Raw genomic sequence first — 24,584 nt, forward strand, 5'->3', positions numbered from 1 at the left:
GGTTTTAAATGTTGGATCATAGATTTTTCTCTCTCGTTTCATAGGTTAAAAATAAGGTTTTATGCTTAACTTTAACTGGACGCTAAATTACTACATCCAGGAACTGTATGGAAAAAGTTAAGCGACTCCGGTTCTTCCGGAAGTAGTTATTCAAACAGCAGTCCTGGCGCAGTAAAAATCCGGGTGAACCAAACTGGATTCCTTACGCTTTCTGGGACTCAGTCTTTTGGATTATTAGCACAAAATCAAGGCGTAACTATTAATCCGGAATATGTGACTGGTGTATACCCCGGCGGTGTAACCACAGGATCTCCAACAGATATTATAACCACCACCACAGGTTCCAACGGTTATGCTCTTCTAGAAGCTCCAATCAATGGAAATGGAAACACTTATCGTTTGAACATGGAATATGTAATGGGAAATAATCCTCCTTCTGAGTCCAAATATTTCAACGTAAGAGTTGAGTCTATTGGATCTGGTGCTATGATCTATGAAAACTCTATTGTGGTACCAGGACGTCTTGATACGGGTCATGTTGCACCATTTCAAGTAATGTTTACCACTATTGCAGATAGTGCATCAATTGGTGTTGGTTATAGGATTATTTTTCGAGTGGATACTGCCGCATCCACCGGTTTACAAAATAACATTGGTGTAAGAATGGTAGATATTGCCAGAATTAATCAATAAAACAAGTAACACTTCCTCCCTTGACAAGGAGCAATAAGTAGAAATACGTAATCACAAAATTAGTAATTAACACCCTACCTAAAAGCTATCAACAATAGTATTTTTGTAAAAGAAACAGACACAAATTCATATATAAAATGTACTAGATTCTAGAACTAATAATGATGAAAGCATTTAAATAAATTAAGATGAGTAGGACCAGCTTAATCTATTAAATGAAGAAATCCCTTTTAAAATTGAAAGGGATTTTACTTTTACTCTTATTTATTTTTAAAACTATTAATCGCATTTACAGTAAAATCGGACAGAACCAGATTTCCACTGATTCCTGCTCTTTCTGCTAATAAGTCATCCCAGTGATCTGTTCCTTTCCAGAAAATTTCTTTCAGTTGAGACATTGCTTCCGGATTGGATTTGACTAGCTTTTCTGTTAAAAGATTAATTTCTGCATCCATTTCTTCCGGAGTTTCATAAACATCTTGATACATACTTTTTTCCTGCGCCCATTCTGCAGAGTAAAATTCGGTTGCATTAATTGCCAATTGTGCAAAAGACGAAGTCCCGATTTTCTTTTCTACAACAGGTCCTATCACGAAAGGACCAATCCCGACCGCCAATTCACTTAGTTTTACAGAAGCATTTTCCGTTGCAAAAGTATAATCCGCAGCGCAAGCAATTCCAACACCGCCACCAACAGCTTTTCCGTGGATTCTGACGATAATTAGTTTTGGAGATTTTCTCATTGCATTAATGACATTCGCAAAACCGGAAAAGAATGTTTTTCCAGTTTCAAAATCTTTGATTGAAATCAATTCGTCAAAAGATGCACCTGCACAAAATGCTTTTTCTCCTCCACTTTTTAGAATAATGACTTTGACCTCATCATTTTTACTAAGATTATTAATCTCTTCAACAAGATTTCTAAGTTGAGAACTCGGCATCGAATTACTTTGAGGATGAAAGAACTCGATGGTTCCGATTCCGTTTTCTATGTTTGATTTTACGTAAGCTTCCATTAATTAATATTAAATAATTGAATTGTTAAAAGATTTAAAATATTGAATCGCAATCTTTTATCTTTATTCTTTTCTCTTGTTTCTTAAGTTTATTCTTGATTAAGTTTTTTGACCATTGTAAGAATTGTAGCAATCGCAACTGTTTCTCCGGTTTCGTCATAAACATCAACCAGCCAACGGACAATTCCTTTTGCTATATCCTCTTCATCCCGTTTTTCCTGACTGATTTTTTCTTTGCAGGTAAACTTCACACCAATTGTCATTCCTGGATAAACGGGTTTTACAAAACGACATTCGTCCAAACCATAATTAAGTAAAACTGGGCCTTTTCTGGCATCAACAAACAAACCTGCGGCTTTACTTAAAATGAAATAGCCGTGTGCAACTCTGCCTTCGAAAATCGTTCCGTCCAAAGAGGTTGCGTCCATATGCGCATAGAAATTATCGCCGGAAACATTCGCAAAATTAGTAATATCAGCTTCCTTAACCGTATGTTTTGCTGTGATGTAAGTTTCGCCGATTTTCAGTTCTTCAAAATGTTTTCTGAATGGATGAATATTATCTTCCCATTGTTTTCCGCCGTATTGATATTGCTGAGTGATATGCGTCAAAGTCGTCGGCGAACCTTGGATGGCTGTGCGTTGCATATAATGAAGAACGCCGCGTTTTCCGCCCATTTCTTCTCCACCGCCAGCTCTTCCCGGACCTCCGTGAATCAGCATTGGCAATGGCGAACCGTGACCTGTACTTTCTTTCGCACAATCGGAATTGAGAATCAAAATCCTTCCGTGCATTGATGCGGCTCCGATAACAAAATCTCTTGCAAAATCGTCATCAGCCGTCACAACCGAACAACAAAGCGAACCTTTTCCCATTCTCGCTAACTCAATCGCTTCGTCCAAATTATTATAAGGAATGATTGTACTCACAGGTCCAAAAGCTTCGATATTGTGACAATCTGTATATTTAAAAGGGTCTGAATTAAGGAATAAAATCGGGGAAATGAAAGCGCCTTTGTTTTTGTCCGCACCTTTTACTTCAAAATTTTCCAGATTACCAAAGACGATTTCCTGAGTTTTGGATAATTCCTGAACTTTCTCAGAAACTTCTTTCACCTGGTCTTTATTCGCCAAAGCGCCCATTCTAACACCTTCAACATTCGGGTCGCCGATAATTACGGTTGAAAGTCTTTGTCCAAGCGCAATCTGAACATCTTCTACCAAATTTGCAGGAACCAGCAATCGTCTGACTGCTGTACATTTTTGTCCCGCTTTGGTCGTCATTTCACGAACTGCTTCCTTGATGAACAAACCAAATTCCGCAGTTCCGGGTTTTGAATCTTCTCCTAAAACCATTGCATTCAAAGAATCTGCTTCCAGATTAAAAGGCACTGATTCTTCAACAATTTTTGGGTGTGCTTTCAGCATTTTTCCTGTAGAAGCTGAACCTGTGAATGTCACAACATCTTCCATTGTCACATTATCCAGAATCCCGTTAGCTGAACCACAAATCAATTGCAAACTTCCTTCTGGTAAAATTTGGGAAGCAATGATTTCTTTAACGACAACTTCGGTCAGGAAACTGGTTGCTGTGGCAGGTTTTACGATTGCCGGAACGCCAGCCAAAAGATTGACCGCAATTTTTTCCAACATTCCCCAAACCGGAAAATTAAAGGCATTGATATGAATCGCAACGCCTCGTTTCGGAGTACAAATATGATGACCGATGAAAGTTCCTTCCTTGGAAAGCTTCACAGATTCGCCATCTATATAATAAGGTAAGTCAGGAAATTGTCTTCTCAACGATGCATTCGAAAACAGATTTCCAATTCCACCTTCGATATCAACCCAAGAATCTGCTTTGGTTGCACCTGTTGCCCAGCTCACTTTGTAGAAAATATCTTTCTTTTCCATCAGATGAAAAGCGAGTTTCTTCAACATCAAGCCTCTTTCTTGGAAAGTCATTTTTCTCAATGCCGGACCACCAATTTTTCTGGCATAATTCATCATTTCGCCAAAATCCAAGCCTTTGGAAGTCGCCGTTGCTACCAATTCTCCATTGATAGCATTATATAAAGCCTGCCCTTCTCCTTCACCTTTTACCCATCTGCCGAGCGCGTAATTTTCTAGTTGCATAATTTTTTAGAATTTAGAGGTTAGAATTTAGAATTTAGAGGTTAGATGAGGCAAGGTCTAACATCTAATTTCTAGCTTCTAATATCTTTGTTTTTAAACTTTCTCAATAATCACTGCAAAACCTTGCCCCAAACCTACACACATTGTTGCCAGAGCATATCTTTTATTCTGATTCTGCAATTCATACATCGCAGAATTCAGGATTCTCGCACCACTCATTCCAAGCGGATGTCCAAGTGCAATGGCGCCACCGTTTGGATTGATTCTGGAATCGTTGTCATCCAATCCCCAAGCTCTGATGCAAGCCAAACTTTGTGCAGCGAAAGCTTCATTTAATTCAATAATATCAATATCATTAAATGTCAATCCTGCTTTTTGTAATGCTAATTCAGCTGCTTTCACAGGACCAATTCCCATAAACTTTGGTTCAACACCAACAACAGCACTCGAAACAATTCTAGCTTTCGGCGTTAATCCAAATTCTTTTATCGCATTTTCTGAAGCTAATAAATTAACCGCTGCGCCGTCATTCAGTCCCGAAGCATTTCCTGCAGTAACGGTTCCATCTTTTTTGAAAGCAGTTCTTAATTTTGATAAACCTTCTAAAGTTGTATCGTTTTTTGGAAACTCATCTTTATCAAAAATCAAATCTTCTCCTTTTCTCTGAGGAATATTAACGCCGACAATTTCTTGAGACAATCTTCCGTTTTCCTGTGCAACTTTAGCTTTCTGTTGAGAATTAAAAGCAAACAAATCTTGGTCTTCTCTGGAAATATTATCTCGTTCAGCCAAGTTTTCTGCTGTTTCACCCATTGCATCTACACCGTACATTTCCTTAATTTTTGGATTAATGAATCTCCAGCCGAAAGTTGTATCATAGATTTTTGCGTCGCCACCAAAAGGATTTTCGGATTTTGAAATTACCAAAGGTCCACGTGTCATATTTTCAACACCACCGGAAATCATCAAATCGGCGTCGCCAACTTGAATTGCTCTTGCAGCATTAATCGCAGCTGACAATCCTGAAGCGCAAAGTCTATTGACTGTTTCGCCGGGAACGTGATAATCCAAACCAGACAACAAAGCCGACATTCTTGCAATGTTTCGGTTGTCTTCGCCAGCTTGATTAGCACAACCTAAAACAACATCGGAGATTCTGCTTTGGTCGATGGTCGGGTTTCTTTCCAATAGTTTTTTGATGACAAAAGCCGCCATATCATCGGGACGAACCGAAGATAAACTTCCTTTAAGTTTTCCGATTGGTGTTCGGATGCCATCTATTATATATACTTGGTTCATAATTTTATCGCAAAGGCGCATTTTGTTTTATATATGTTATGCTTAAAGTCGCAAAAAAGACTGTCGTCTATTTTTTTCCCAAAGATTTACTTTATTCTAATTTTTTGTGTTTTAAGTCAAAAATTGAGAACGTGATATATAATTCGAATCATAAATTATTTACGATTCGTTTCACACTATCTTTATAAAAATCAGTTCTGAAATTGATTAACAACCCAAGTTTACATCCTGTCATTTTCAAATATGTAAGGATTTGGGCTTTATGAATATCATTCAGCGCATCAACTGTTTTTACTTCCAGAATTAACTTGTTTTCTATTAATAAATCTATCTTGTATGCATTTTCTATTCTTAAATCGTCATAAATAATTGGTAGATATTTTTGTCTCTCAACTTGTAAGCCTGCTTTTTTTATATCGTGAAATAAACATTCCTCATAAACATTTTCAAATAATCCTGCTCCAAGCTTTTTGTAAATTTTATATCCTAAATCAACAACGATTTTTGCCAATTCATTTTCATTCATTTGTGTTGTATTTTTTAAATTAATTGGGAAATTTGCGACTTAAAGCAATGCAATTTTCTCTAATATTTTCCGCCTTTGCGTTTAAATTTAATAGAATTTTCTGTTTTGTTTTACCAAGTTTCTGATAATCGGACTGCATCTGTAGCGGTCCTCGTGATAGAAATTATAAAGCTGATCTAATTCTTTTTCAAGATTTGCTATACCAAATTCATCTGCCCATAGTAATAATCCTTTTGGATAATTCACGCCTTTTGTCATTGCCAAATCGATGTCTTCTGCTGAAGCAATTCCAAGAAAATTAGCATCTGCAGCTTCATTCATTAGCATTACCAAAATTCTTTTGAAAATTGTTTCTAATAATTCCGGATTTTCATTGGGTTTTGGTTGTTCAGCATTTGGAGAATAATCATAAAATCCTTTCCCTGATTTTCTTCCGAAATAGCCAGCTTCAAACAATCTTTTTTGTGTGAATGATGGTTTGAATTTCGGGTCGTAGAAGAATTCTTGGAAGACACTTTCCGTCACTCTATAATTGACATCGTGACCGATAAAATCCATCAATTGAAATGGTCCCATTCTGAATCCACCTAAACTTGTCATTGCAAAATCAATCGTCGCACAGTCAGCAATTCCTTCTTCCAAAATTCGGATAGCTTCTCCGTAAAAAGGTCTCGCCACACGATTGACGATAAATCCAGGTGTATCTTTTGCAATTACAGGAAGTTTCTTCCAGCTTTCCACTAAAGTTTTCGTTTTCGAAATTAAATCTTTATCTGTTTGGACAGCAGGAATAATTTCAACTAAAGCCATCAAAGGCGCAGGATTGAAAAAATGAATTCCAATCACACGATTTGGTTTTTGACAAGCCGATGCAATCGATGCAATGGATAAAGATGAAGTATTGGTCGCCAAAATACAATCTTCGGAAACAAGACTTTCCAGCTTATGGAATAACTCTTTTTTGATTTCCAAATCTTCAATAATCGCTTCGATAATTAATTCTGAATCTTTTAACTCGGATAATTTATCGCTTAGTCGAATATTATCGAAATAAGTTTCCGCTTCTTCATAAGTCAGCTTTCCTTTTTCTGCTAATTTCTGAAACTGAGCTTCCAGATTTTGTCCGGCTTTTTCTACGACAATCGGATTGCTGTCATACAACAAAACCTTGTTTCCGGCTGTTGCCAAAACCTGCGCTATTCCGTTTCCCATCGCTCCGCTACCGACTATTCCTATTTTCATTTCTTTTTGTAAAATCTATTTTTTGAACGCAAAGTCCTCAAAGTTTTTTTCTATTATTGAAAACATTTTCAAGTTCGCAAAGGCGTAAAACTCAGCGAAGAAAATATTTATCAGACAACTCTCAACTAACAACCATCAACCAAATTAATGACATTTAAAATAATCAAAAGGTTCTCGACAATCATCACATTGATATAATGCTTTACACGCTGTGGAACCAAATTGACTTACCAAATGTGTCTGTTTTGAGCCACAAAGCGGACACTCAACCTCATCTGTTTTTGAGAATAATTCATCACTATTTTTTGAGTAAACAGGTGGTGCAATGCCGTAAGCTTTTAGTTTTTGTTTTCCTTCTTCCGTCATCCAATCGGTGGTCCAAGCCGGGCTCAATTGGTTTGTTATTTTAATATTGTTGAAACCTCTTTCAATCAGCTTCATTTTAATCGCCATATTAATCATCGATGTTGCGGGACATCCGGAGTAAGTTGGTGTCACAATCACTTCGATCTCCTCTTCATTGAATTTTACATCACGGATAATTCCCAAATCCAAAAGATTGAGAACGGGAACTTCCGGGTCGGGAACTTCTTTTAAGATTTGCCAGATATGTTCTTCTGTGATTGTCATTTTTTGTTTTTATCGCAAAGGCGCAAATAATTTTGATTAATTCGATGTTTTAAGTCGCAAAGATGGACGCTTCTATTTTTGCGACTTATAACAGTGCTGTATTCACAACACTTGCGCCTTTGCGTTATAATCTACCATTCCATATTAGGATAAGTGCGTTGCATCATTTGCATTTCTGCTAAGAGGTAACCCATTTTTTCGGTGTGTTTTCCGTCTTTTCCGCCTGTTAGTTGTCTCGATTTTGAGAAATCAAAAGACAAAGTGGCTTCGTTCAAAATATCCAAAACTTTGGTTTCCCATTTGGTTCGGAAAGTTCTGATGTCGGGAATTATGTTTTGTTTAATTAATTCTAATTCCCAGTTGGTTGGAATGAACATTTCGTCCGTGAAGTCCACCAAATCATTGACTGATTTTTGAATTCTGTTATGACTTTCTTCTGTTCCATCGCCCAATCGAATCATCCATTCGCTGCTCCACTTTAAATGATAAGTCACTTCTTTCAGAGATTTTTCAGCAATGGAAGCGAGTTTCAAATCGGAATGATTTTTCAGCTCGGTCAATAATATATGATGATAAGCATCGAAGAAAAAATGTCTCGCAATCGTATCTCCGAAATGTCCGTTCTCCCTTTCAACTAAAAGCAAATTCTTAAACTCTCTCTCATTTCTTAGGAAAGCTAAATCGTCTTCTGTTTTCCCTTCATTCTGAATTTCCGCCGCATATTGATAATAGTTGGAAGATTCTCCCAACAAATCCAAAGCAATATTGGACATTGCAATATCCTGCTCCAAGACCGGTCCTTTTCCACACCATTCGCAAAGACGCTGCCCTAGAATAAGGCTTGTATCCGCAAGATGCAGAATATAATTGAGCCAGTTGTTTTGATTGTTTTCCATTTTAAATAACGCTTTTTTAAACGTTGAATTACAGCAGCCCGACTTGAGCGGAGCTCATCCGCCAAAGGCGGATAGCGCGAGCTGAAGGTGGATTAAGCTGCCATAAAAATCACATTACATATTTTTCACTTCTTCCGGAACATGGTAAAACGTTGGATGACGGTAAACTTTGTCTTCCGAAGGCTCATAAAACGCTTCGGAATCATCAGGATTGGTTGCGTGAATATGCTTGGATTCTACAACCCAAATGCTGACGCCCTCCATCCTTCTCGTATAAACATCTCGTGCATTTTGGATTGCCATTTCTGCATCAGCAGCGTGAAGACTTCCCACGTGCTTGTGGTCAAGACCTTGTCTACTCCTGATAAAAACTTCCCAAAGTGGCCATTCTGTATTTTGCATAATTTTTCAGATTAGAGACAGATAGATGAGAGATAATAGACTTTCATCTTTCTGCTTTTGATTACTTTCTCGCAAAGGCGCAAGACTTTCTTTTTTCATTGCGTTTTAAGTCGCAAAACACTTCGACAAGCTCAGTATGACATCTCTAATACTAACCATTCCAATTAGAACGTGTCAGTCTGAGCTTGTCGAAGACTTTACAAATTACACTGTTTTTCTGTTTTGTTCTTCTCTTAGTTTTCTTTTCTCGTGATAAGCGGTTGCGGCTTCTCTTACCCAAGCACCATCATCGAAGGCTTTTTTGCGGGTTTCGATTCTTTCTTTGCTGCAAAGTCCATTGCCTTTGACCACTTTCCAAAACTCATCCCAATCGATTTCTCCGAATTCGTAATGTCCGGTTTCTTCATTGAATTTCAAATCTGGGTCTGGAATCGTTAATCCTAAATATTCTGCCTGCGGAATCGAAACATCTACGAAACGCTGTCTCAATTCGTCATTGGTAAATCGTTTAATCCGCCATTTCATCGACAATTCCGTATTTCCGGAGTCTGCATCTTTTGGTCCGAACATCATCAGAGTCGGCCACCACCAGCGGTTGAACGCATCCTGAGCCATCGCTTTCTGCTCCGGTGAACCTTGGCAAAGCTTTATCATCAGCTCATAACCTTGTCTCTGATGGAAGCTTTCTTCCTTACAAATCCTGACCATCGCTCTCGCATAAGGTCCATAAGACGCTCTGCAAAGCGGGACTTGATTCAGAATTGCTGCGCCATCTACCAACCAGCCGATGGCACCCATATCTGCCCACGTCAAAGTCGGATAGTTGAAAATGCTGGAATATTTGGCTTTTCCGGAATGCAAATCGTTAATCGTTTCATCTCTTGTAACGCCCAAAGTTTCGGCAGCGCAATAGAGATAAAGTCCGTGTCCGGCCTCGTCCTGAACTTTTGCCAACAAGATTTTTTTACGATTCAAAGTTGGCGAACGCGTAATCCAATTGGCTTCCGGCAGCATCCCGACAATCTCGGAGTGGGCGTGCTGTGAAATCTGGCGAATCAAAGTTTTCCTATATGCTTCTGGCATCCAGTCTTTGGGTTCGATGCGGATTTCGCTGTCTATTTTATTCTGAAAATGTTTTTCTAAATTGATTTCTGTTGTTTCCATAATGTTTTGTTTTAATGGAATTACTTTCTTTATTATTTTTTGTCATTCCGTAGGAATCTAAACCGCTGAGATTGACTTCGTCAAACCACTTCGTTGGGTTTCCTGCGGAATGACAAACTTCGCGGTTATAACCTTACTTGTTTTATCCCGAATCCGCAGCCCGACTTGAGCGGAAATCCTTTTTTGCGTGGACTCAAGTTCTATTTAAACTGAAATCGTCTGCAAAAAAGATTGGGAGCGGAAGGCGGATTAAGCTGCCATAATTATTATCTTATTTAATATCAAAATTCACAATCACTTCCTCCGACCTCGGATGTGCTTGGCAAGACAAGATAAATCCTGCTGCAATCTCGTCCGGTTCCAAGGAATAATTGATGTCCATTTCTACTTCGCCTTTCTCTAATTTACATTTGCAAGTGGCACAAACTCCACCTTTGCAAGCGTAAGGCAAATCTGCACCGTTTTGTAACGCTGCATCCAAAATCGTTGGTCCGTGATAAGCCAAATCCAGTTTCAAAGCAGTTGCATCCAATTTCACAGTGACTTTACTAAAATCATCATCGGATTTATTAATCGCAGATTCGTGTTCTTTTTTCTTTTCGGCTGAGGCCGCACTGAAGAATAATTCGAAATGAATTTTCTTAGCTTCAACACCAGAATTGATTAAAGTATCTCTCACACTTAGAATCATTTCTTCTGGTCCGCAAAGGAAAACCTCATCGATTTTTTCTGCTGGGATGATGTTCTTTATAAAAGATTCTGCTTTTTCGGAATTGATTCTTCCACTCAGCAAATCTGCATCTGCAACTTCGCGACTGAGAATGTGATAAATGCTCAATCGTTCCATAAAACGGTTTTTCAAAGCTTCAATTTCTTCTTTGAAAATAATGGTTCCTTTATTTTTATTACCATAAATCAGAATGAATTGACTTTGCGGTTCATTTTTCAAAACAGATTTGATAATCGAAATAATTGGCGTAATTCCACTTCCTGCAGCAAAAGCTACATAAGTTTTTTTGTTTTCGGGACTGAGTTCTGTATAGAATTTTCCCATCGGTGGCATCACTTCCAAAATGTCGCCTTCTTTCAGATTTTCGTTCATAAAAGAAGAGAACAAACCTTCGGGAACTTTCTTCACAGCGACTTTCAGCTCACCTTCGCACGGACTTGCGCAAATCGAATAAGAACGACGGAGTTCCTGCTCGCCATTCATTTGTCGGAATGTCAAATATTGTCCTTGCGTGAATTTGAATTGTTCCGATAATTCTGCTGGAACATCAAAACTCACAGAAACACAATCCGATGTTTCTTTCTTGACTTTTTTGACGGTTAAAGGATGAAATGTTTTTGACATTTTTTAGTTGTTAGTTGTCAGTTGATAGTTCAATTACCATTTATAAGTTTAAACCATTCATTAATAATGTTTTCAAATCTTCTTCCAGCTCCTCCGGCGAAATTTCTCTGCTCGGCTTATACCATAATTCTATCCATCGAAGCGAAGACAGCATTGTAAACAAAGCGACGGAAACATTCATTTTTTTGAATTCTCCATTTTCCATTCCTTGCTCTATGATATTCGCAAAGCTTTTTTCATAAGATTTTCTGATTTGCTTGTATTGATTTTTCTTTTCTTGGGAAAGATATTTCCAATCGTTATTCGCTACAGAAACCGAGGCTGCATCTTCAATAATCAACTGAACGTGAAGTCCTATAATTGCTCTCAGTTTTTCCTGAAAATTTTGGTTCGTATTTTCGATTTCCTGAAGCTGAGAAATATATTGGTTGGCAATTTTGAAACATATCAATTCCAAAATTTCGTCTTTGGATTTGATATGATTGTACATACTTGCCGCTTCCATTCCTACTTTTTCAGCCAAATCTCGCATACTAGTTCCGCCAAAACCTTTTTCTTTGAAAAGTTTTGCGGCTTGTTCCAAAATCAATTCTTTTTTATTGATTTTGATTTTTTTCTCTGTGGATAAATCTAATTCCATTTTAAATAATCATATTTTTTGAACGCAAAGTCCGCAAAGATTTTTATTCATTATTGAAAATATTTTTAAGGTTCGCAAAGGCGCTTACGCTCAGCTAAGATTTTCTTAAAACCACAAAAGACACAAAAGCTATATTTATTTTTTAAGTCTTTTGAAAGTCCAAAAAAGAGAAAATGGCTTAAAAGTTATCTTTTTTGATCTTTTGCATCCTTGATTTCTATGCCTCCTTTTGTGACTTTTGTGGTTTATTTAATATTTCAACAATTGTTCTATTTCTTTAATTAATTTTTCTCTGTTTGGCAGCATTTCTTTCTCCAATTCGGAATTGATAGGAATTGCAGGAAGATTCTTTGCTCCAACAACTTTTACCGGCGCATCCAGATATCTGAAGCAATGCTCATTGATTCTCGCTGCCAGACTTTGTGCAAAGCTATTATTGACAGGTTCTTCTGTCAAAACGATGCATCGGCTGTGTTTTTTCACACTTTCGAAAACTCTGTTTTCATCCAAAGGTGCGAGTGTTCTTAAATCGATGATTTCAATTTGATTATCAAACTGTTTCGCTGCATTCGAAGCCCAATGAACGCCCATTCCGTAAGTAATAATAGTCAAAGTTGGTTTATCTTTTTGATTATCACAAAGTAAAACTTCTCTTGCTTTCCCGAACGGAATAATATAATCTTCATCAGGTTCAATAGTTTTTGCAGCTTCGGTTCCTTCAATTTTTGACCAATAAAGACCTTTATGTTCCAGCATCACAACCGGATTTGGGTCATAGAAAGCGGCTTTCATTAGACCTTTTAAATCTGCGCCAGTTGATGGATAAGCGATTTTGATGCCTTTGATATTGCATAAAACACTTTCCACAGAACTCGAATGATAAGGTCCGCCACTTCCATAAGCGCCAATCGGAACACGCAGAATCATCGAAACCGGCCATTTTCCATTAGACAAATAATAACTTCTGGAAACTTCGGTAAATAATTGATTCAAACCTGGCCAAATGTAATCTGCGAATTGAACTTCGACAATCGGTTTCAAACCAACGGCGCTCATTCCAACTGTTGAACCTACAATAAAGGCTTCCTGAATTGGTGTATTAAAAACTCGTTTTTCTCCAAACTGAGCTGCCAAAGTAATCGCTTCACGGAAAACACCACCTAATCTCAACCCAACATCTTGTCCATATAATAAGGCTTCCGGATGTTTCTGCATCAATTCTCTAATCGCGAATAATGCACAATCTACCATTACAGTCGGAATTTTTCCACTTGGAGAACGCTCTCCTTTTTCTTCAGTAATTGGCGTTGGTGCAAAATCGTGTTTGTAAGCATCTTCAGGTTTTGGGTCTTCTGCTAAAATTGCATTTTCAAAATCTGTTCTTACCAGATTCTGAACTTCTTTTTCAATCGATTCAACTTCTGAATCTTCTATACTAAATTCTGAAAGTTTATTTCTAAGTTTTATTAATGGGTCATTCTTCGCACATTCTTCCAAATCATCGCGATACCATTCTTTTCGTACGCCGGAAGTATGATGATTGAGCAACGGAACTTTCGCGTGAATCAACATTGGACGTCTTTCTTCACGAATGATTTTCATACATTCTTTGACGGTTTCGTAAGATTTGATAAAATCTGTTCCATCAATGGTTCTGGTTTCGATACCATTGAAACCTTGCATATATTTTGTGATGTCTTGTGCTCGGATTTCGTCTGCACTGGCGGAAATATCCCATTCGTTATCCTGAACGAGATAAAGAATCGGCAATTGTTTCAAGGCTGACATTTGGAAAGCTTCGGAAACTTCGCCTTCTGTACAACTTGCATCGCCGAGTGAGCAGACTGCAATTGGTTTTTCATCAAGATTATCATCAATTCCGATTTCTTCCTTATACTTCATTCCCATTGCAATTCCAGTTGTCGGGATGGCTTGCATTCCTGTTCCTGAACTCTGGTGAATTATTTTTGAAAAATCATCTCTTCGCAAACTTGGATGAGAATAATAAGTTCTTCCACCGGAAAATGGATCGTCTTTCTTTGCTAAAAGCTGAAGCATCAATTCGTAAGGTGTAATTCCAACGCCCAACAAAATCGAATCATCTCTATAATAAGGACTCACAAAATCTTGGGGCAACAATTGCATTCCCAAAGCCAACTGAATTGCTTCGTGTCCCCGAGAAGTGGCGTGAACGTATTTTGAAGTGATCTTTTTTTCCTGCTCGAACAAATCGGTCATTGTTTTTGCCGTAAACATCAGGCGATAAGCTGATTTCAGTAAATCAGTCAGGCTAGTTTCTTTGTTTAAAAAATGCTTTTGGGTAATTTCCATATTTAAACATTTGACATTCAGTCCATTATTCTCAGTTTGGATAATTGAATGTGATTTATTCAAAAATACACTTTTTTATTAAACTAACAAATGTTAGTTAGTTTTTAAATTAATATTTGAATCTCGTTGAAAATCATTACTTTTAATAAAAAACTTAACCTATAAAAAAATCTCTCCTTTTTATTTTTACAGTAATTACTTTTAGTTTAGGATTGGGACAAACTAATCCTGTCCAAAACTTATAATGGAATCATACACATATATTTCCTTACAATGATATTTTCTCACTTTCTTGGCAAGAGCCAAAAACACCTCGAAATGAGTTAATTGAATATAATATCTATCGTGGAAATGAATTGTTTAGATTTCAAACTAATACCTCTTTAGGATGTGATTCTCGTTGGGGAATTAATGAAGGTTGTGATTTTCTAAATTACAATAATGGCAGTTCATTTACTGGCTTTGTCAAAGCTGTTTATGAAGGAAATATTGAATCACAATCTTTTTCTTTTGAAGTAGGAGGTGTTATGTTGGATGTTACTGATTCTAAATTGAAATCACTAAGTATGTTTCCAAATCCAGCAAAAGATATTCTCAACTTTTCAGAAGAAATTTCTAATATCAAAATAACAGATTTTTCTGGTAAAATCATAAAACAAATTTCCACTTCTGAAAAATCCATCAATGTTTCCAAACTTGCAAAAGGAACTTATATTATCTCAGCTACAACAAAAACTGGAGAAACAATCAATAAGAAATTTATAAAAGAGTAAATTCCGTTCTTAATTATATAATCCTTTTAGCTATTGAAAGGATTTTTTGTTTAATAACATTAAAATATCTTCCTCTTCACAAAATAAAAATTTAAATTTTGTAGTTTTGAAGATTAAACAAGATAAATGAAACGCCAACGTTTAAAACTTCTTTAATATTATTAATAAAAACAATTATTGGCGTTCCATCTGACCATTAAAAAAGATAAATAAGAATAGATGAAAATTAAAATATTTTTTGGAATTGCATTTTGGTCACTTTTGCTTTTGGCAGGTTGTAATCGTGATGATATTTCGTTTGAATCGCCAAGCCAATTGTTGCGTTTCTCTACTGACACGGTTTTCTGTGATACAGTTTACAACCAAATGCGTAGCGAAACTTATGCTGTGAAAGTTTATAATAACGAAAATAAAGATGTTCTGATTCCAAGAATTGCGTTGGAAGGTGGAAGTGGTTCGCTTTATAGAATCAATGTAGATGGAAAAGTTGGAACTAGTTTCGAAAATGTAGCGCTTAGAAAAAAAGACAGCCTTTATGTTTTTGTAGAAATTGCGCCTATTGCAAACGCTCCGGAAGCGATTGCTGAAGACAAAGTGGTTTTCAATACACCAGCTGGTGAACAAAAAGTGACACTTTTCTCTGTCGTTCAGGATGCAGAATATTTTATCCAAACAGAAGATAATCCTGTAACAATTAATGACAATACAACTTGGACTAAAGATAAAGTGAAAGTAATTTTCGGTAACCTGAATGTTGCTGAAGGTAAAACTTTGACAATGGAAAAAGGCACAAAAGTCTATTTCAGAAAAAACAGTGGAATGAATTTTGAAAAAAATTCAGCTTTAACTGTCAATGGAGCTTTGGGCGAAGAAGTGATTTTCCGAGGTGACAGAAGCGATACCAAATACGATACGCTTCCTGCCAACTGGAACGGAATCAAAATGGAAGAAGACACACAGCTTAAAATGAATTATGCTCGAGTTTTCGGTGGAAATGTTGGACTTCAATTAAAAGAAAGTACTGCAGAAATTAATAATTCTATTTTCCATACTTTTCAAAATGCTGGAATCTATGGAATTCATTCCAATGTTACAGCTAATAACCTCGTAATGAACAACTGTGGTGAAGCTGATTTGGCGATTGCCGGAAGTGGAACTTATAATATCAACTATTCTACTCTTGCCAATTATTGGAACCTTAACTCTTCTATGTCTGCTGTTGGAATTTTTGCAAGCAATACTTGGGAAAATGAAGAAGGTATTCTAGAATCTGGTCTTGTAACTTTAAATGTAAAGAATTCCATTATTTACGGAGACACTTTAGATTTGGTTTCTTTGAGTAATAATCAAGCTGGGACAGCAATTGATGCCCACTTTGATAATACTTTGCTGAAACTAAGCGCTAATTCTGGATTCACGCCAGTTGGAACCGATATCATCAGAAATGAAGACCCAAAATTCCAAAATTATTTTACTCAGAAGATGAATTTGAGAGTGAAAGAAGGTTCTCCCGCAATTGGGAAGGGTATTAACGCTACTGGAATTACAATGACTGATATTGTTGGTAAATCCAGAGGTAGCTCTCCAACTATTGGCGCTTATCAGTTTTAATAATGGAAATCACAACACTTCAAAATCAAGTTGACGAATGGATAAAAACCATTGGTGTCCGCTATTTCAACGAGTTGACAAATATGGCAATCCTAACGGAAGAAGTGGGTGAAGTGGCCAGAATCATCGCCAGAAGATACGGCGAACAATCTGAAAAAGAATCCGACAAATCCAAAGATTTAGGCGAAGAATTAGCTGATGTTCTTTTTGTAACACTTTGCTTAGCCAATCAAACGGGAACAGATTTGCAATCCGCGTTCGATAAAAAAATGAAAATCAAAACTGATAGAGACAAAGACCGACATCAGAATAATGAAAAATTAAAATAATTGTACAACGTATCAATGTAAAATGTATTCACGAATTTGAATCATTAATACTTTAATACGCCTTACATTAATACAAAAAAATGATATTAAAAAAATCAGAATTAATAGACGGAAAAAATATACAAATTACCGGTTCGAAAAGTATTTCGAACCGTCTTTTGATTTTAGGGAAATTGTTTGGGAATATTGATATGCTCAACCTTTCCAATTCTCAGGACACAACTTTACTCAAAAAAGCTTTGGAATCGGATTCCGAAACAATTGACATTCATCACGCCGGAACTGCAATGCGATTTTTAACTTCTTATTATTCAATTTTTGAAGGAAGAAAAACTATTTTGACAGGTTCTGACAGAATGAAAAATCGTCCAATCAAACCATTGGTTGACGCACTTCAATCGCTAGGAGCAGATATTACTTATCTTGAGAAGGAAGGTTTTCCGCCACTGCAAATCATTGGAAAGAAATTGGAGAAAAATTCGGTTAAAATTTCAGCCAATGTTTCCAGCCAGTTTTTGACTTCATTAATATTAATTGGAGGAAAATTAGAAAATGGATTGACATTAGAATTGGAAGGCGAAATCACATCACGTCCTTACCTCGAAATGACTTTGAAAATCCTAAACGAAATCGGAGTCAAGTCTCATTTCGCAGAAAGCACCATCGAAATCCTGCCTCATCCAGAAAATGCAAGAATCGAACATTACGAAGTAGAAAGCGATTGGTCTTCAGCGTCTTACTTTTATTCTTTGGCAGCGATTGGAAGAAAATCAATTACATTAAAAAGTTATCATACACTTTCACTTCAAGGAGATAGCGTGATTAAAGAAATCTATTGGAAATATTTCGGAATCAACACAGTTTCTGATTATGCAGAAAATTCGATTACGCTTTTGCCAGAACCAGCTTTCGAATATCCGGAATTAATTTCGTTGGATATGAATGATTGTCCTGATATTGCACAAACGCTTTGCGTAACGGCAACAGCTTTGAAAATTCCGTTTGTGATTACCGGACTTCATACTTTGAAGGTAAAAGAAACCGACCGATTGGTAGCGCTTCAAAATGAATTATTGAAAATCGGAGCAAAAACACATATCACGGTTGAGAAAATCGAATCTTCGGAATTCACAGAACCGGAAGAAAATATTTCTATCGCAACTTACAACGACCACAGAATGGCAATGGCTTTTGCGCCATTTGCTTTGGTTAAAGAACTTAATATCGAAAACGAAGATGTTGTAGAAAAATCTTATCCTGAGTTTTGGGAGGATTTTGCTGAAGTGACAAACAAAATAGTATAAAGATTTTGATAAAAAAATGAGGTTTAAAAAATACTTATCTTTGTTATTAGTAAGTCGTTAACTCAAAAACAGCATTATGGAAATCACAAACATCGATCAATTAGACCTTAACAAAACTTATACTTTTGCTGATTACCTTTTATGGAGATTCAAAGAAAGAGTGGAACTTATCAAAGGTAAAATCTTGAAAATGAGTCCTGCTCCTGCGCCAAATCATCAAAGAATGGCACAAAAAATTAACCAAAAACTTTATCCATTTTTTGCAGAAAAACAGTGTGAATTATTTTTCGCTCCTTTCGATGTGCGTTTGCCTAATAAAAATGGAGAAATTCTTACCGTTGTTCAGCCAGATTTATGTGTGATTTGTGACAGAAAAAAGATTGACGACAAAGGTTGTCTTGGTGCGCCAGATTTGGTAATTGAAATTCTTTCTCCCGGAAATTCTAAAAAAGAAATGAATCTAAAGTTCAGTTTGTACGAAGAATCTGGTATTCCTGAATATTGGGTTGTGGATTCTAGTGAGAAATTCATCCTGATTTACAGTTTGGAAAATGGGGAATATATCAGCAGAAAACCTGTTGCAGATGGAGAAATATTGCAATCGATAAAATTTCCGGACCTGAAGTTTTCCACCAAAGACTTTTACGAATTTTAAAATCAAAAATTATTAAAAAATCGAACTTTGCCCTATAAGCAAGGTTCATTTTTTTGGCAAAACTAAAAATAAAACCTTGAGTAAAACCATCATCATCACAGGCGCTTCATCCGGAATTGGATTTGCCTTGGCAGAATATTTTGGAAAGAAAGGAAACAAAGTTTACGGGCTTAGTAGAAAAGTCATCAACTCCGATTATTTCGTTTCGATTCCAACAGATATTACCGAAAAAGACCAAATCGACAATTCTATTTCTGAAATCCTGAAAACGGAAACCAGAATTGATGTTCTGATAAATAACGCTGGAATGGGAATGGTGGGCGCAGTTGAGGATTCTACGAAAGACGATATTTCGAAATTATTTAATCTTAATTTGATTGGCTCAGTTCAGATGATGACGGCTGTGCTTCCAAAAATGCGTGAGCAGAAATCCGGGAAAATCATTAATATTTCCAGCATCGGATCAGAAATGGGATTACCATTCCGAGGATTTTATTCCGCTTCTAAATCGGCTTTGGACAAAGTAACTGAAGCAATGCGCTACGAAGTTTATCCTTGGAACATCCACGTTTGCTCACTTCATTTAGGCGATATAAAAACCAATATTGCAGAAAACCGTGTCAAAACAAACGTTTCTGAACCTTATAAAAATATCTTCGATAAAGTTTATGCTTTGATGAATTCTCACGTTGGCGACGGAACAGAACCTTTGGATGTTGCAGTTTATGTTGATAATCTTCTTCAGAAATCAAAATGGAAAGCGCATTACTATTTTGGGAAATTCGGGCAGAAAATTGGCGTTCCTCTTAAATGGATTCTTCCTCAGAATACTTATGAAAATCTGATGAAGAAATATAATAAAATGGATTGATTTTCTGTTATATAACCACAAAAGTCACAAAAGAATAATGTTAAAAAAGTTCGATATATCAAGAAAAAAAAAGATAGAAATCGAAGACAATTTCTTTTGTAATCTTTTGAATAGCACACTATTCCTCTTTTTCTTTTGTGCCTTTTGTGGTTTAATCAATGCTCAAAAAAAAGAATATTGGCTCATCGATAAAGAAACCAACGTTAAAAAAATAGTTTCTGATTCGGCGAAAGCAGTTAAATTCTTGGATTCTTTAGCAGAAAACAATTACTTCTTCACAGAACTGAAGGACGTCAAAAAAATAGAAAACAGAACAGAAATCTATTATGACAAAGGACCCAATTTCAACAAAGCCAATGTCAGATTTTCGGATTCTTTAGTTTCTGATTTGAAGTTTCAGAAGAGTGAGATTTACACCAAGAATTTAGATTCGCTCAAGAAAAATATCAATCAAAAATATCGAGACAAGGGTTTCGCCTTCAATCGCGTGAAAACCAAATTCCAGAAAATGGAAAACGGAATTCCGTCGGTCAAAATCTCCGTTGTTCCAGCTTCACAAAGAAAAATCGATGGTATTGTTTTCAAAGGTTATACACGTTTACCGAAACAATTCGTTAAAAACCTCAACAAACAATATCTTGGTAAAAACTATGATGACAAGAACTTGGTTTCTATGAATCAATCTTTGCAAAATCATCAGTTTGTGTCGTTGGAAAAACCGCCTCAGACATTATTTACAAAAGATTCTACGCAGGTTTTCCTATTCACCCAAAAACGAAAAACCAATACTTTTGACGGAATGATTGGCTTCGGAAACAACGATTCCGAGAAATTCACAGTCAACGGAACCCTGAATGTCGTTCTCAAAAATATGTTCAACAGTTTCGAAAGTATTGGTGTTTATTGGCAGAGAAATCCCGACAAAGGTCAGACTTTTGATATGCAGACGGACATTCCTTACACTTTTGGGAGCAACGTTGGTTTGAATATAAATGTCAATATTTTCCGTCAGGATTCCACTTTTGCGAATGTCAAATTTTTACCTGCCGTTTATTATCATCTTTCACCGAAGCAAAAACTTGGTATCAAAGGAACTTTTGAGTCGTCAGCGATTCTGGATTCGCTTTACACGAGTGGTCGCGATTACAGCAAAAAGGGAATTGGTGTTTATTATCAATATCAGGAAGGGATTGACATTCCGTTGTTTATTAACAAAAGTAATATTCGTCTGGAAGCCGATTTCCTTAAAACAACCTATGACGATACGCAGAAGAAATTTGACCAAATTCGGTATTTTCTTTTTGCAGAACACAATTTTAATTTGTCCGGAAATCATTTCCTCAACATCAAAGGAGAATCTGCTTTACTCAGTTCCAAGAACGAATTATCGACAAACGAACTTTTTCGGTTTGGAGGCTGGAACTCGATGCGAGGTTTCAATGAACAGAGTCTCATCAGCGATTTTTATGCATTTGCCGGCGCCGAATATCGTTATCTCGTCAACGACCAAGCCTTCTTCGATTTGTTTGCTCAATACGGTCAAATGTCTAACAAAGCTCTGGGAATCACACCAAAACTTTATAGTGTAGGTTTGGGTTTCAACTTTTTTCTTCCCGTCGGTTTGATGAGTTTCCAGATTTCCAACGGAAACGAAATCGGTAATCCTTTCAAATTCAACGAAATAAAAATCCATTGGGGAATTCTCAGTCGATTCTAAAATTTTTAGGAGCCGGGAACCTGCTGTCCACTATATCTTTTGCAAAATCCATCCGAGTCCAAAGCTATTTTTGCAAAAGGATGCCGTTCCCATCAGGGCTAGGGCATTCGTCATCCAATCATCATTTCTCTGAATATTAATTATTTATCAAATAAATTACGATATTTTCAAATTCGATAAAAATAACTTAATTTTGCAAAGAAAGTAAAGATGTCTATTCATAACAAAATTGTAGAGACAGCCATCACTTTCGATGACGTGCTTCTAGTCCCTTCTTATTCAGAAGTTTTACCTAATCAGGTTTCCCTAAAATCAAGACTTACAGACAAAATTTCGCTTAATGTTCCGATAGTTTCCGCTGCAATGGATACGGTTACAGAAGCTGATTTGGCGATTGCCCTCGCAAGAGTTGGTGGTCTTGGATTCATTCATAAAAATATGCCGATTGCAGAACAAGCTGCGCAAGTTAACAGCGTAAAACGTTCCGAAAATGGGATGATTGCCGACCCAATCACTTTATCAAAAGACCATACTTTGGCGGAAGCAAAAGCTCTAATGTCGAATTACAAAATTTCTGGACTTCCTGTAGTTGACGAAAACAATTATCTTATTGGGATTATTACCAATCGTGACGTGAAATATCAGGAAAATCTTGATATCAAGGTTGAAGAAATAATGACAAAAGAAAACCTCATCACTTCTGACAAAAACACGAATCTTGAAAAAGCTAAAGAAATTCTTTTAAAGAATCGTATCGAAAAACTACCTATTGTTGACAAGAAAAACAAATTGGTTGGATTAATTACAATTAAAGACATCGACAATCAATTAGAATATCCAAATGCTAACAAAGACCAAAACGGAAGACTGATTGTTGGTGCTGGCGTTGGTGTAGGTGAAGACACGATTGAAAGAATCACAGCATTAGTAAAAGCTGGTGTTGATATTGTTGCGATTGATTCGGCTCACGGACATTCGAAAGGTGTTTTGGATAAAATCTCAGAAATCAGAAAAACGTTTCCAGATTTGGATATTGTTGGAGGAAATATTGTTACAGCAGATGCAGCAAAAGATTTGATAAAAGCAGGCGCTAATGTTTTGAAAGTTGGTGTTGGGCCAGGTTCAATTTGTACAACTAGAGTTGTCGCAGGAGTTGGAGTTCCTCAGCTTTCCGCAATCTATAACGTTTACGAATTTGCTAAAAAGAAAAATGTAACCGTGATTGCTGACGGTGGAATCAAATTATCTGGTGACATTGTAAAAGCTATCGCAAGCGGAGCTGGTGCAGTAATGTTAGGTTCACTATTAGCAGGAACAGATGAAGCTCCGGGAGAAGAAATTATTTTCCAAGGAAGAAAATTCAAATCCTATCAAGGAATGGGTTCTCTTTCTGCTATGAAACGAGGCGGAAAAGAGCGTTATTTCCAAAGTGAAGCTAAGAAATTTGTTCCAGAAGGAATCGAAGGAAGAGTGCCTCACAAAGGAAAATTAGAAGATGTGATTTTCCAGTTAACCGGAGGACTACGTGCTGGAATGGGTTATTGTGGCGCAAAAGATATTGAAGCATTACAAAAAGATTCAAAACTGGTTATGATTACCGGAAGTGGATTGAAGGAATCTCATCCACACGATGTGATTATTACACAGGAAGCACCAAATTATTCTTTGTAATAAAAGATTTAAAATATTTTCAAGAAAACCTTTCATTAATTGTGAAAGGTTTTTTAATTTTGCAACTTAGTTTTATAAAATGAAGAAGAGAGCTTTATTCTCAGGATTATTTTTATTTATTTTTGCTTTGGGATTGATGTCTTTCGCTCCGAATAAGAAAGTCATAGCCGTTGTTTTTAACAAAGAAATGACCAAACAAGACCTAATGAGTTTGCAAAAAAATCTCAAAGAAAAGAACATTATTCTTGTTTATAATAAGATTCAGTTTACAAAAAATAGATTGAGTTATATCGACTTTAGTATCGATTTTGGGGATGGATTTTCAGGGACTTCTAAATCCATTATTTCAAAATCAAAAGAAATCGGTTTTATGAGAGATTATAACGACAACGCCGAACAACCTTTTGTTGTAGGTGATTTAAAATAAACAAAGCTTCCAAATTTGGAAGCTTTTCTTGTATACTCTCATCTTCAATTTCAATAGCAAGCCTGAGTTCCAGCAATAAAGAAAGTTGAAATTCCTTAGATATATTGCAGTAAAAAAAGCATTTTTTTCATTAATTTTAGGATTTAAAAACAATGAATGGCTTTTGAAGAACTACAGAAAAACTTAGAAATTTTATTCTCCGAGTATAGCTTGGAAGATTTTGATCTCCATAACGAAGCTTTCAAAGAGTCTTTTTTTTCTGGGCTCAATTGTAATCCTTATTATATTACACTCCACGATCTTCAGAAGCTAAAACCTCTTTACATCAATGATAAGCTAAAAGAATTTTACGGTTTCCAAAACAATATCTTCAGTGACATTGATTACTTTTATTATTTCCTAACCATCCACCCCACCAGCTACGGTGTGTTGCTGGATTCTGTGATCCATTTTAAAAATGGCGGAGAAGGTTATCTGAACTTGGAATATAAGCTCAAAAACTCAGATAATAAATACGAAAAATTCTTAGGCACCACAAAATCAATTTTTATTAATAAAAAAGCAGAGTATGCTGTTACTCTACTGATGAAAGTTGAGACTTTTTCTAAAAACACCAACCAAAAACCTATTAATATAAGCAAAAGAGAAAGAGAAATAATCAAGCTGTACTGTGAAGGAAATGAAGTTAAAAAAATCGCTTCGCTGCTCAATATTTCAGAATTTACAGTCAAATCCCATCTTAAAAATATTTACAAAAAGTTAGGCGTTCGCAATGCTAGAGAGTTATCCAGCTATTTCGAAAATTTTTCATAAAAAAAATCATTCTAGCCTATATACTTTCAACGAGACAACGCCAGTAAAATGCCAATTTCTCAATTATTTTTTTTCTTAAAAAATA

General features: G+C 36.3%; 23 protein-coding genes. 11 read left to right on the forward strand and 12 right to left on the reverse strand.

The genetic code is table 11. The features are described from left to right. Positions 1 to 183: 183 nt before the first annotated feature. Positions 184 to 693 carry a hypothetical protein gene (locus tag DRF58_RS13020; protein ID WP_116036072.1) on the forward strand — a complete coding sequence of 170 codons (510 nt, stop codon included), beginning with the start codon at positions 184 to 186 and terminating at the stop codon, positions 691 to 693. 260 nt (positions 694 to 953) lie between these two features. Here DRF58_RS13020 and DRF58_RS13025 read toward each other — a convergent pair whose 3' ends face one another. The 12 genes from DRF58_RS13025 to DRF58_RS13080 all read right to left on the reverse strand — a co-directional run bounded on the left by DRF58_RS13025 (position 954) and on the right by DRF58_RS13080 (position 14,328). Beyond that, positions 954 to 1,709, reverse strand: coding sequence for an enoyl-CoA hydratase/isomerase family protein (locus tag DRF58_RS13025; RefSeq protein ID WP_116036074.1), 756 nt, complete (start codon positions 1,707 to 1,709; stop codon positions 954 to 956). Positions 1,710 to 1,798: 89 nt separating this feature from the next. Beyond that, positions 1,799 to 3,844 (reverse strand): phenylacetic acid degradation bifunctional protein PaaZ, encoded by a 2,046-nt coding sequence (gene paaZ, locus DRF58_RS13030; RefSeq protein WP_116036076.1) that lies wholly within the window; start codon positions 3,842 to 3,844, stop codon positions 1,799 to 1,801. A 93-nt stretch (positions 3,845 to 3,937) separates the two neighbouring features. After that, positions 3,938 to 5,143, reverse strand: coding sequence for a 3-oxoadipyl-CoA thiolase (gene pcaF / locus DRF58_RS13035; protein ID WP_116036123.1), 1,206 nt, complete (start codon positions 5,141 to 5,143; stop codon positions 3,938 to 3,940). Between the two features lie 148 nt (positions 5,144 to 5,291). Further along, positions 5,292 to 5,669, reverse strand: coding sequence for a GxxExxY protein (locus DRF58_RS13040; protein WP_116036077.1), 378 nt, complete (start codon positions 5,667 to 5,669; stop codon positions 5,292 to 5,294). A gap of 87 nt (positions 5,670 to 5,756) precedes the next feature. Next, positions 5,757 to 6,911: a 3-hydroxyacyl-CoA dehydrogenase NAD-binding domain-containing protein gene (locus DRF58_RS13045; RefSeq protein ID WP_116036079.1), complete on the reverse strand. Its 1,155-nt coding sequence runs from the start codon at positions 6,909 to 6,911 to the stop codon at positions 5,757 to 5,759. Between the two features lie 144 nt (positions 6,912 to 7,055). Beyond that, positions 7,056 to 7,541, reverse strand: a complete 486-nt coding sequence (gene paaD / locus DRF58_RS13050; protein ID WP_116036080.1) for a 1,2-phenylacetyl-CoA epoxidase subunit PaaD — start codon at positions 7,539 to 7,541, stop codon at positions 7,056 to 7,058. Positions 7,542 to 7,672: 131 nt separating this feature from the next. Continuing rightward, a complete protein-coding gene (paaC, locus tag DRF58_RS13055) occupies positions 7,673 to 8,437 on the reverse strand; it encodes a 1,2-phenylacetyl-CoA epoxidase subunit PaaC (protein WP_116036082.1) in 765 nt (254 codons plus the stop codon). Positions 8,438 to 8,551: 114 nt separating this feature from the next. Continuing rightward, positions 8,552 to 8,839, reverse strand: a complete 288-nt coding sequence (paaB, locus tag DRF58_RS13060) for a 1,2-phenylacetyl-CoA epoxidase subunit PaaB (RefSeq protein WP_063970555.1) — start codon at positions 8,837 to 8,839, stop codon at positions 8,552 to 8,554. Between the two features lie 204 nt (positions 8,840 to 9,043). Further along, a complete protein-coding gene (gene paaA, locus DRF58_RS13065; RefSeq protein ID WP_116036083.1) occupies positions 9,044 to 10,003 on the reverse strand; it encodes a 1,2-phenylacetyl-CoA epoxidase subunit PaaA in 960 nt (319 codons plus the stop codon). Between the two features lie 271 nt (positions 10,004 to 10,274). Further along, positions 10,275 to 11,357 carry a 1,2-phenylacetyl-CoA epoxidase subunit PaaE gene (gene paaE, locus DRF58_RS13070; protein WP_116036085.1) on the reverse strand — a complete coding sequence of 361 codons (1,083 nt, stop codon included), beginning with the start codon at positions 11,355 to 11,357 and terminating at the stop codon, positions 10,275 to 10,277. A gap of 40 nt (positions 11,358 to 11,397) precedes the next feature. After that, positions 11,398 to 11,997, reverse strand: a complete 600-nt coding sequence (locus DRF58_RS13075; RefSeq protein WP_116036086.1) for a TetR/AcrR family transcriptional regulator — start codon at positions 11,995 to 11,997, stop codon at positions 11,398 to 11,400. A 249-nt stretch (positions 11,998 to 12,246) separates the two neighbouring features. Beyond that, positions 12,247 to 14,328: an alpha-ketoacid dehydrogenase subunit alpha/beta gene (locus tag DRF58_RS13080; protein ID WP_116036088.1), complete on the reverse strand. Its 2,082-nt coding sequence runs from the start codon at positions 14,326 to 14,328 to the stop codon at positions 12,247 to 12,249. A gap of 356 nt (positions 14,329 to 14,684) precedes the next feature. Here DRF58_RS13080 and DRF58_RS13085 point away from each other — a divergent pair, with 356 nt between their 5' ends. From DRF58_RS13085 to DRF58_RS18600, 10 genes are all read left to right on the forward strand, one after another. Continuing rightward, the gene (locus DRF58_RS13085) at positions 14,685 to 15,101 is read left to right on the forward strand and encodes a T9SS type A sorting domain-containing protein (RefSeq protein WP_116036090.1); all 417 of its coding nucleotides are present in this window, start codon (positions 14,685 to 14,687) and stop codon (positions 15,099 to 15,101) included. 219 nt (positions 15,102 to 15,320) lie between these two features. Then, positions 15,321 to 16,712, forward strand: coding sequence for a hypothetical protein (locus DRF58_RS13090; RefSeq protein ID WP_116036092.1), 1,392 nt, complete (start codon positions 15,321 to 15,323; stop codon positions 16,710 to 16,712). A 2-nt stretch (positions 16,713 to 16,714) separates the two neighbouring features. Continuing rightward, entirely contained in the window at positions 16,715 to 17,041 is a 327-nt protein-coding gene (locus DRF58_RS13095; RefSeq protein ID WP_116036094.1) for a nucleotide pyrophosphohydrolase, read from the forward strand. A gap of 80 nt (positions 17,042 to 17,121) precedes the next feature. Beyond that, positions 17,122 to 18,345 carry a 3-phosphoshikimate 1-carboxyvinyltransferase gene (locus DRF58_RS13100; protein ID WP_116036095.1) on the forward strand — a complete coding sequence of 408 codons (1,224 nt, stop codon included), beginning with the start codon at positions 17,122 to 17,124 and terminating at the stop codon, positions 18,343 to 18,345. Between the two features lie 76 nt (positions 18,346 to 18,421). Then, positions 18,422 to 19,000 (forward strand): Uma2 family endonuclease, encoded by a 579-nt coding sequence (locus DRF58_RS13105; protein WP_116036097.1) that lies wholly within the window; start codon positions 18,422 to 18,424, stop codon positions 18,998 to 19,000. 76 nt (positions 19,001 to 19,076) lie between these two features. After that, on the forward strand, positions 19,077 to 19,871 hold the full coding sequence (locus tag DRF58_RS13110; protein WP_116036099.1) for an SDR family oxidoreductase: 795 nt from the start codon (positions 19,077 to 19,079) through the stop codon (positions 19,869 to 19,871). A gap of 37 nt (positions 19,872 to 19,908) precedes the next feature. Beyond that, complete coding sequence (locus tag DRF58_RS13115; RefSeq protein ID WP_245955454.1) at positions 19,909 to 21,588, forward strand: BamA/TamA family outer membrane protein; 1,680 nt, start codon at positions 19,909 to 19,911, stop codon at positions 21,586 to 21,588. Between the two features lie 210 nt (positions 21,589 to 21,798). Continuing rightward, on the forward strand, positions 21,799 to 23,259 hold the full coding sequence (guaB, locus tag DRF58_RS13120) for an IMP dehydrogenase (protein ID WP_116036100.1): 1,461 nt from the start codon (positions 21,799 to 21,801) through the stop codon (positions 23,257 to 23,259). A 79-nt stretch (positions 23,260 to 23,338) separates the two neighbouring features. Next, on the forward strand, positions 23,339 to 23,686 hold the full coding sequence (locus DRF58_RS13125; RefSeq protein ID WP_116036102.1) for a hypothetical protein: 348 nt from the start codon (positions 23,339 to 23,341) through the stop codon (positions 23,684 to 23,686). Positions 23,687 to 23,842: 156 nt separating this feature from the next. Further along, on the forward strand, positions 23,843 to 24,499 hold the full coding sequence (locus tag DRF58_RS18600) for a response regulator transcription factor (protein ID WP_206605222.1): 657 nt from the start codon (positions 23,843 to 23,845) through the stop codon (positions 24,497 to 24,499). The last annotated feature ends 85 nt before the right edge of the window (positions 24,500 to 24,584 follow it).

The organism is Epilithonimonas hispanica (genome assembly GCF_003385395.1).
Taxonomy (GTDB): domain Bacteria; phylum Bacteroidota; class Bacteroidia; order Flavobacteriales; family Weeksellaceae; genus Epilithonimonas; species Epilithonimonas hispanica.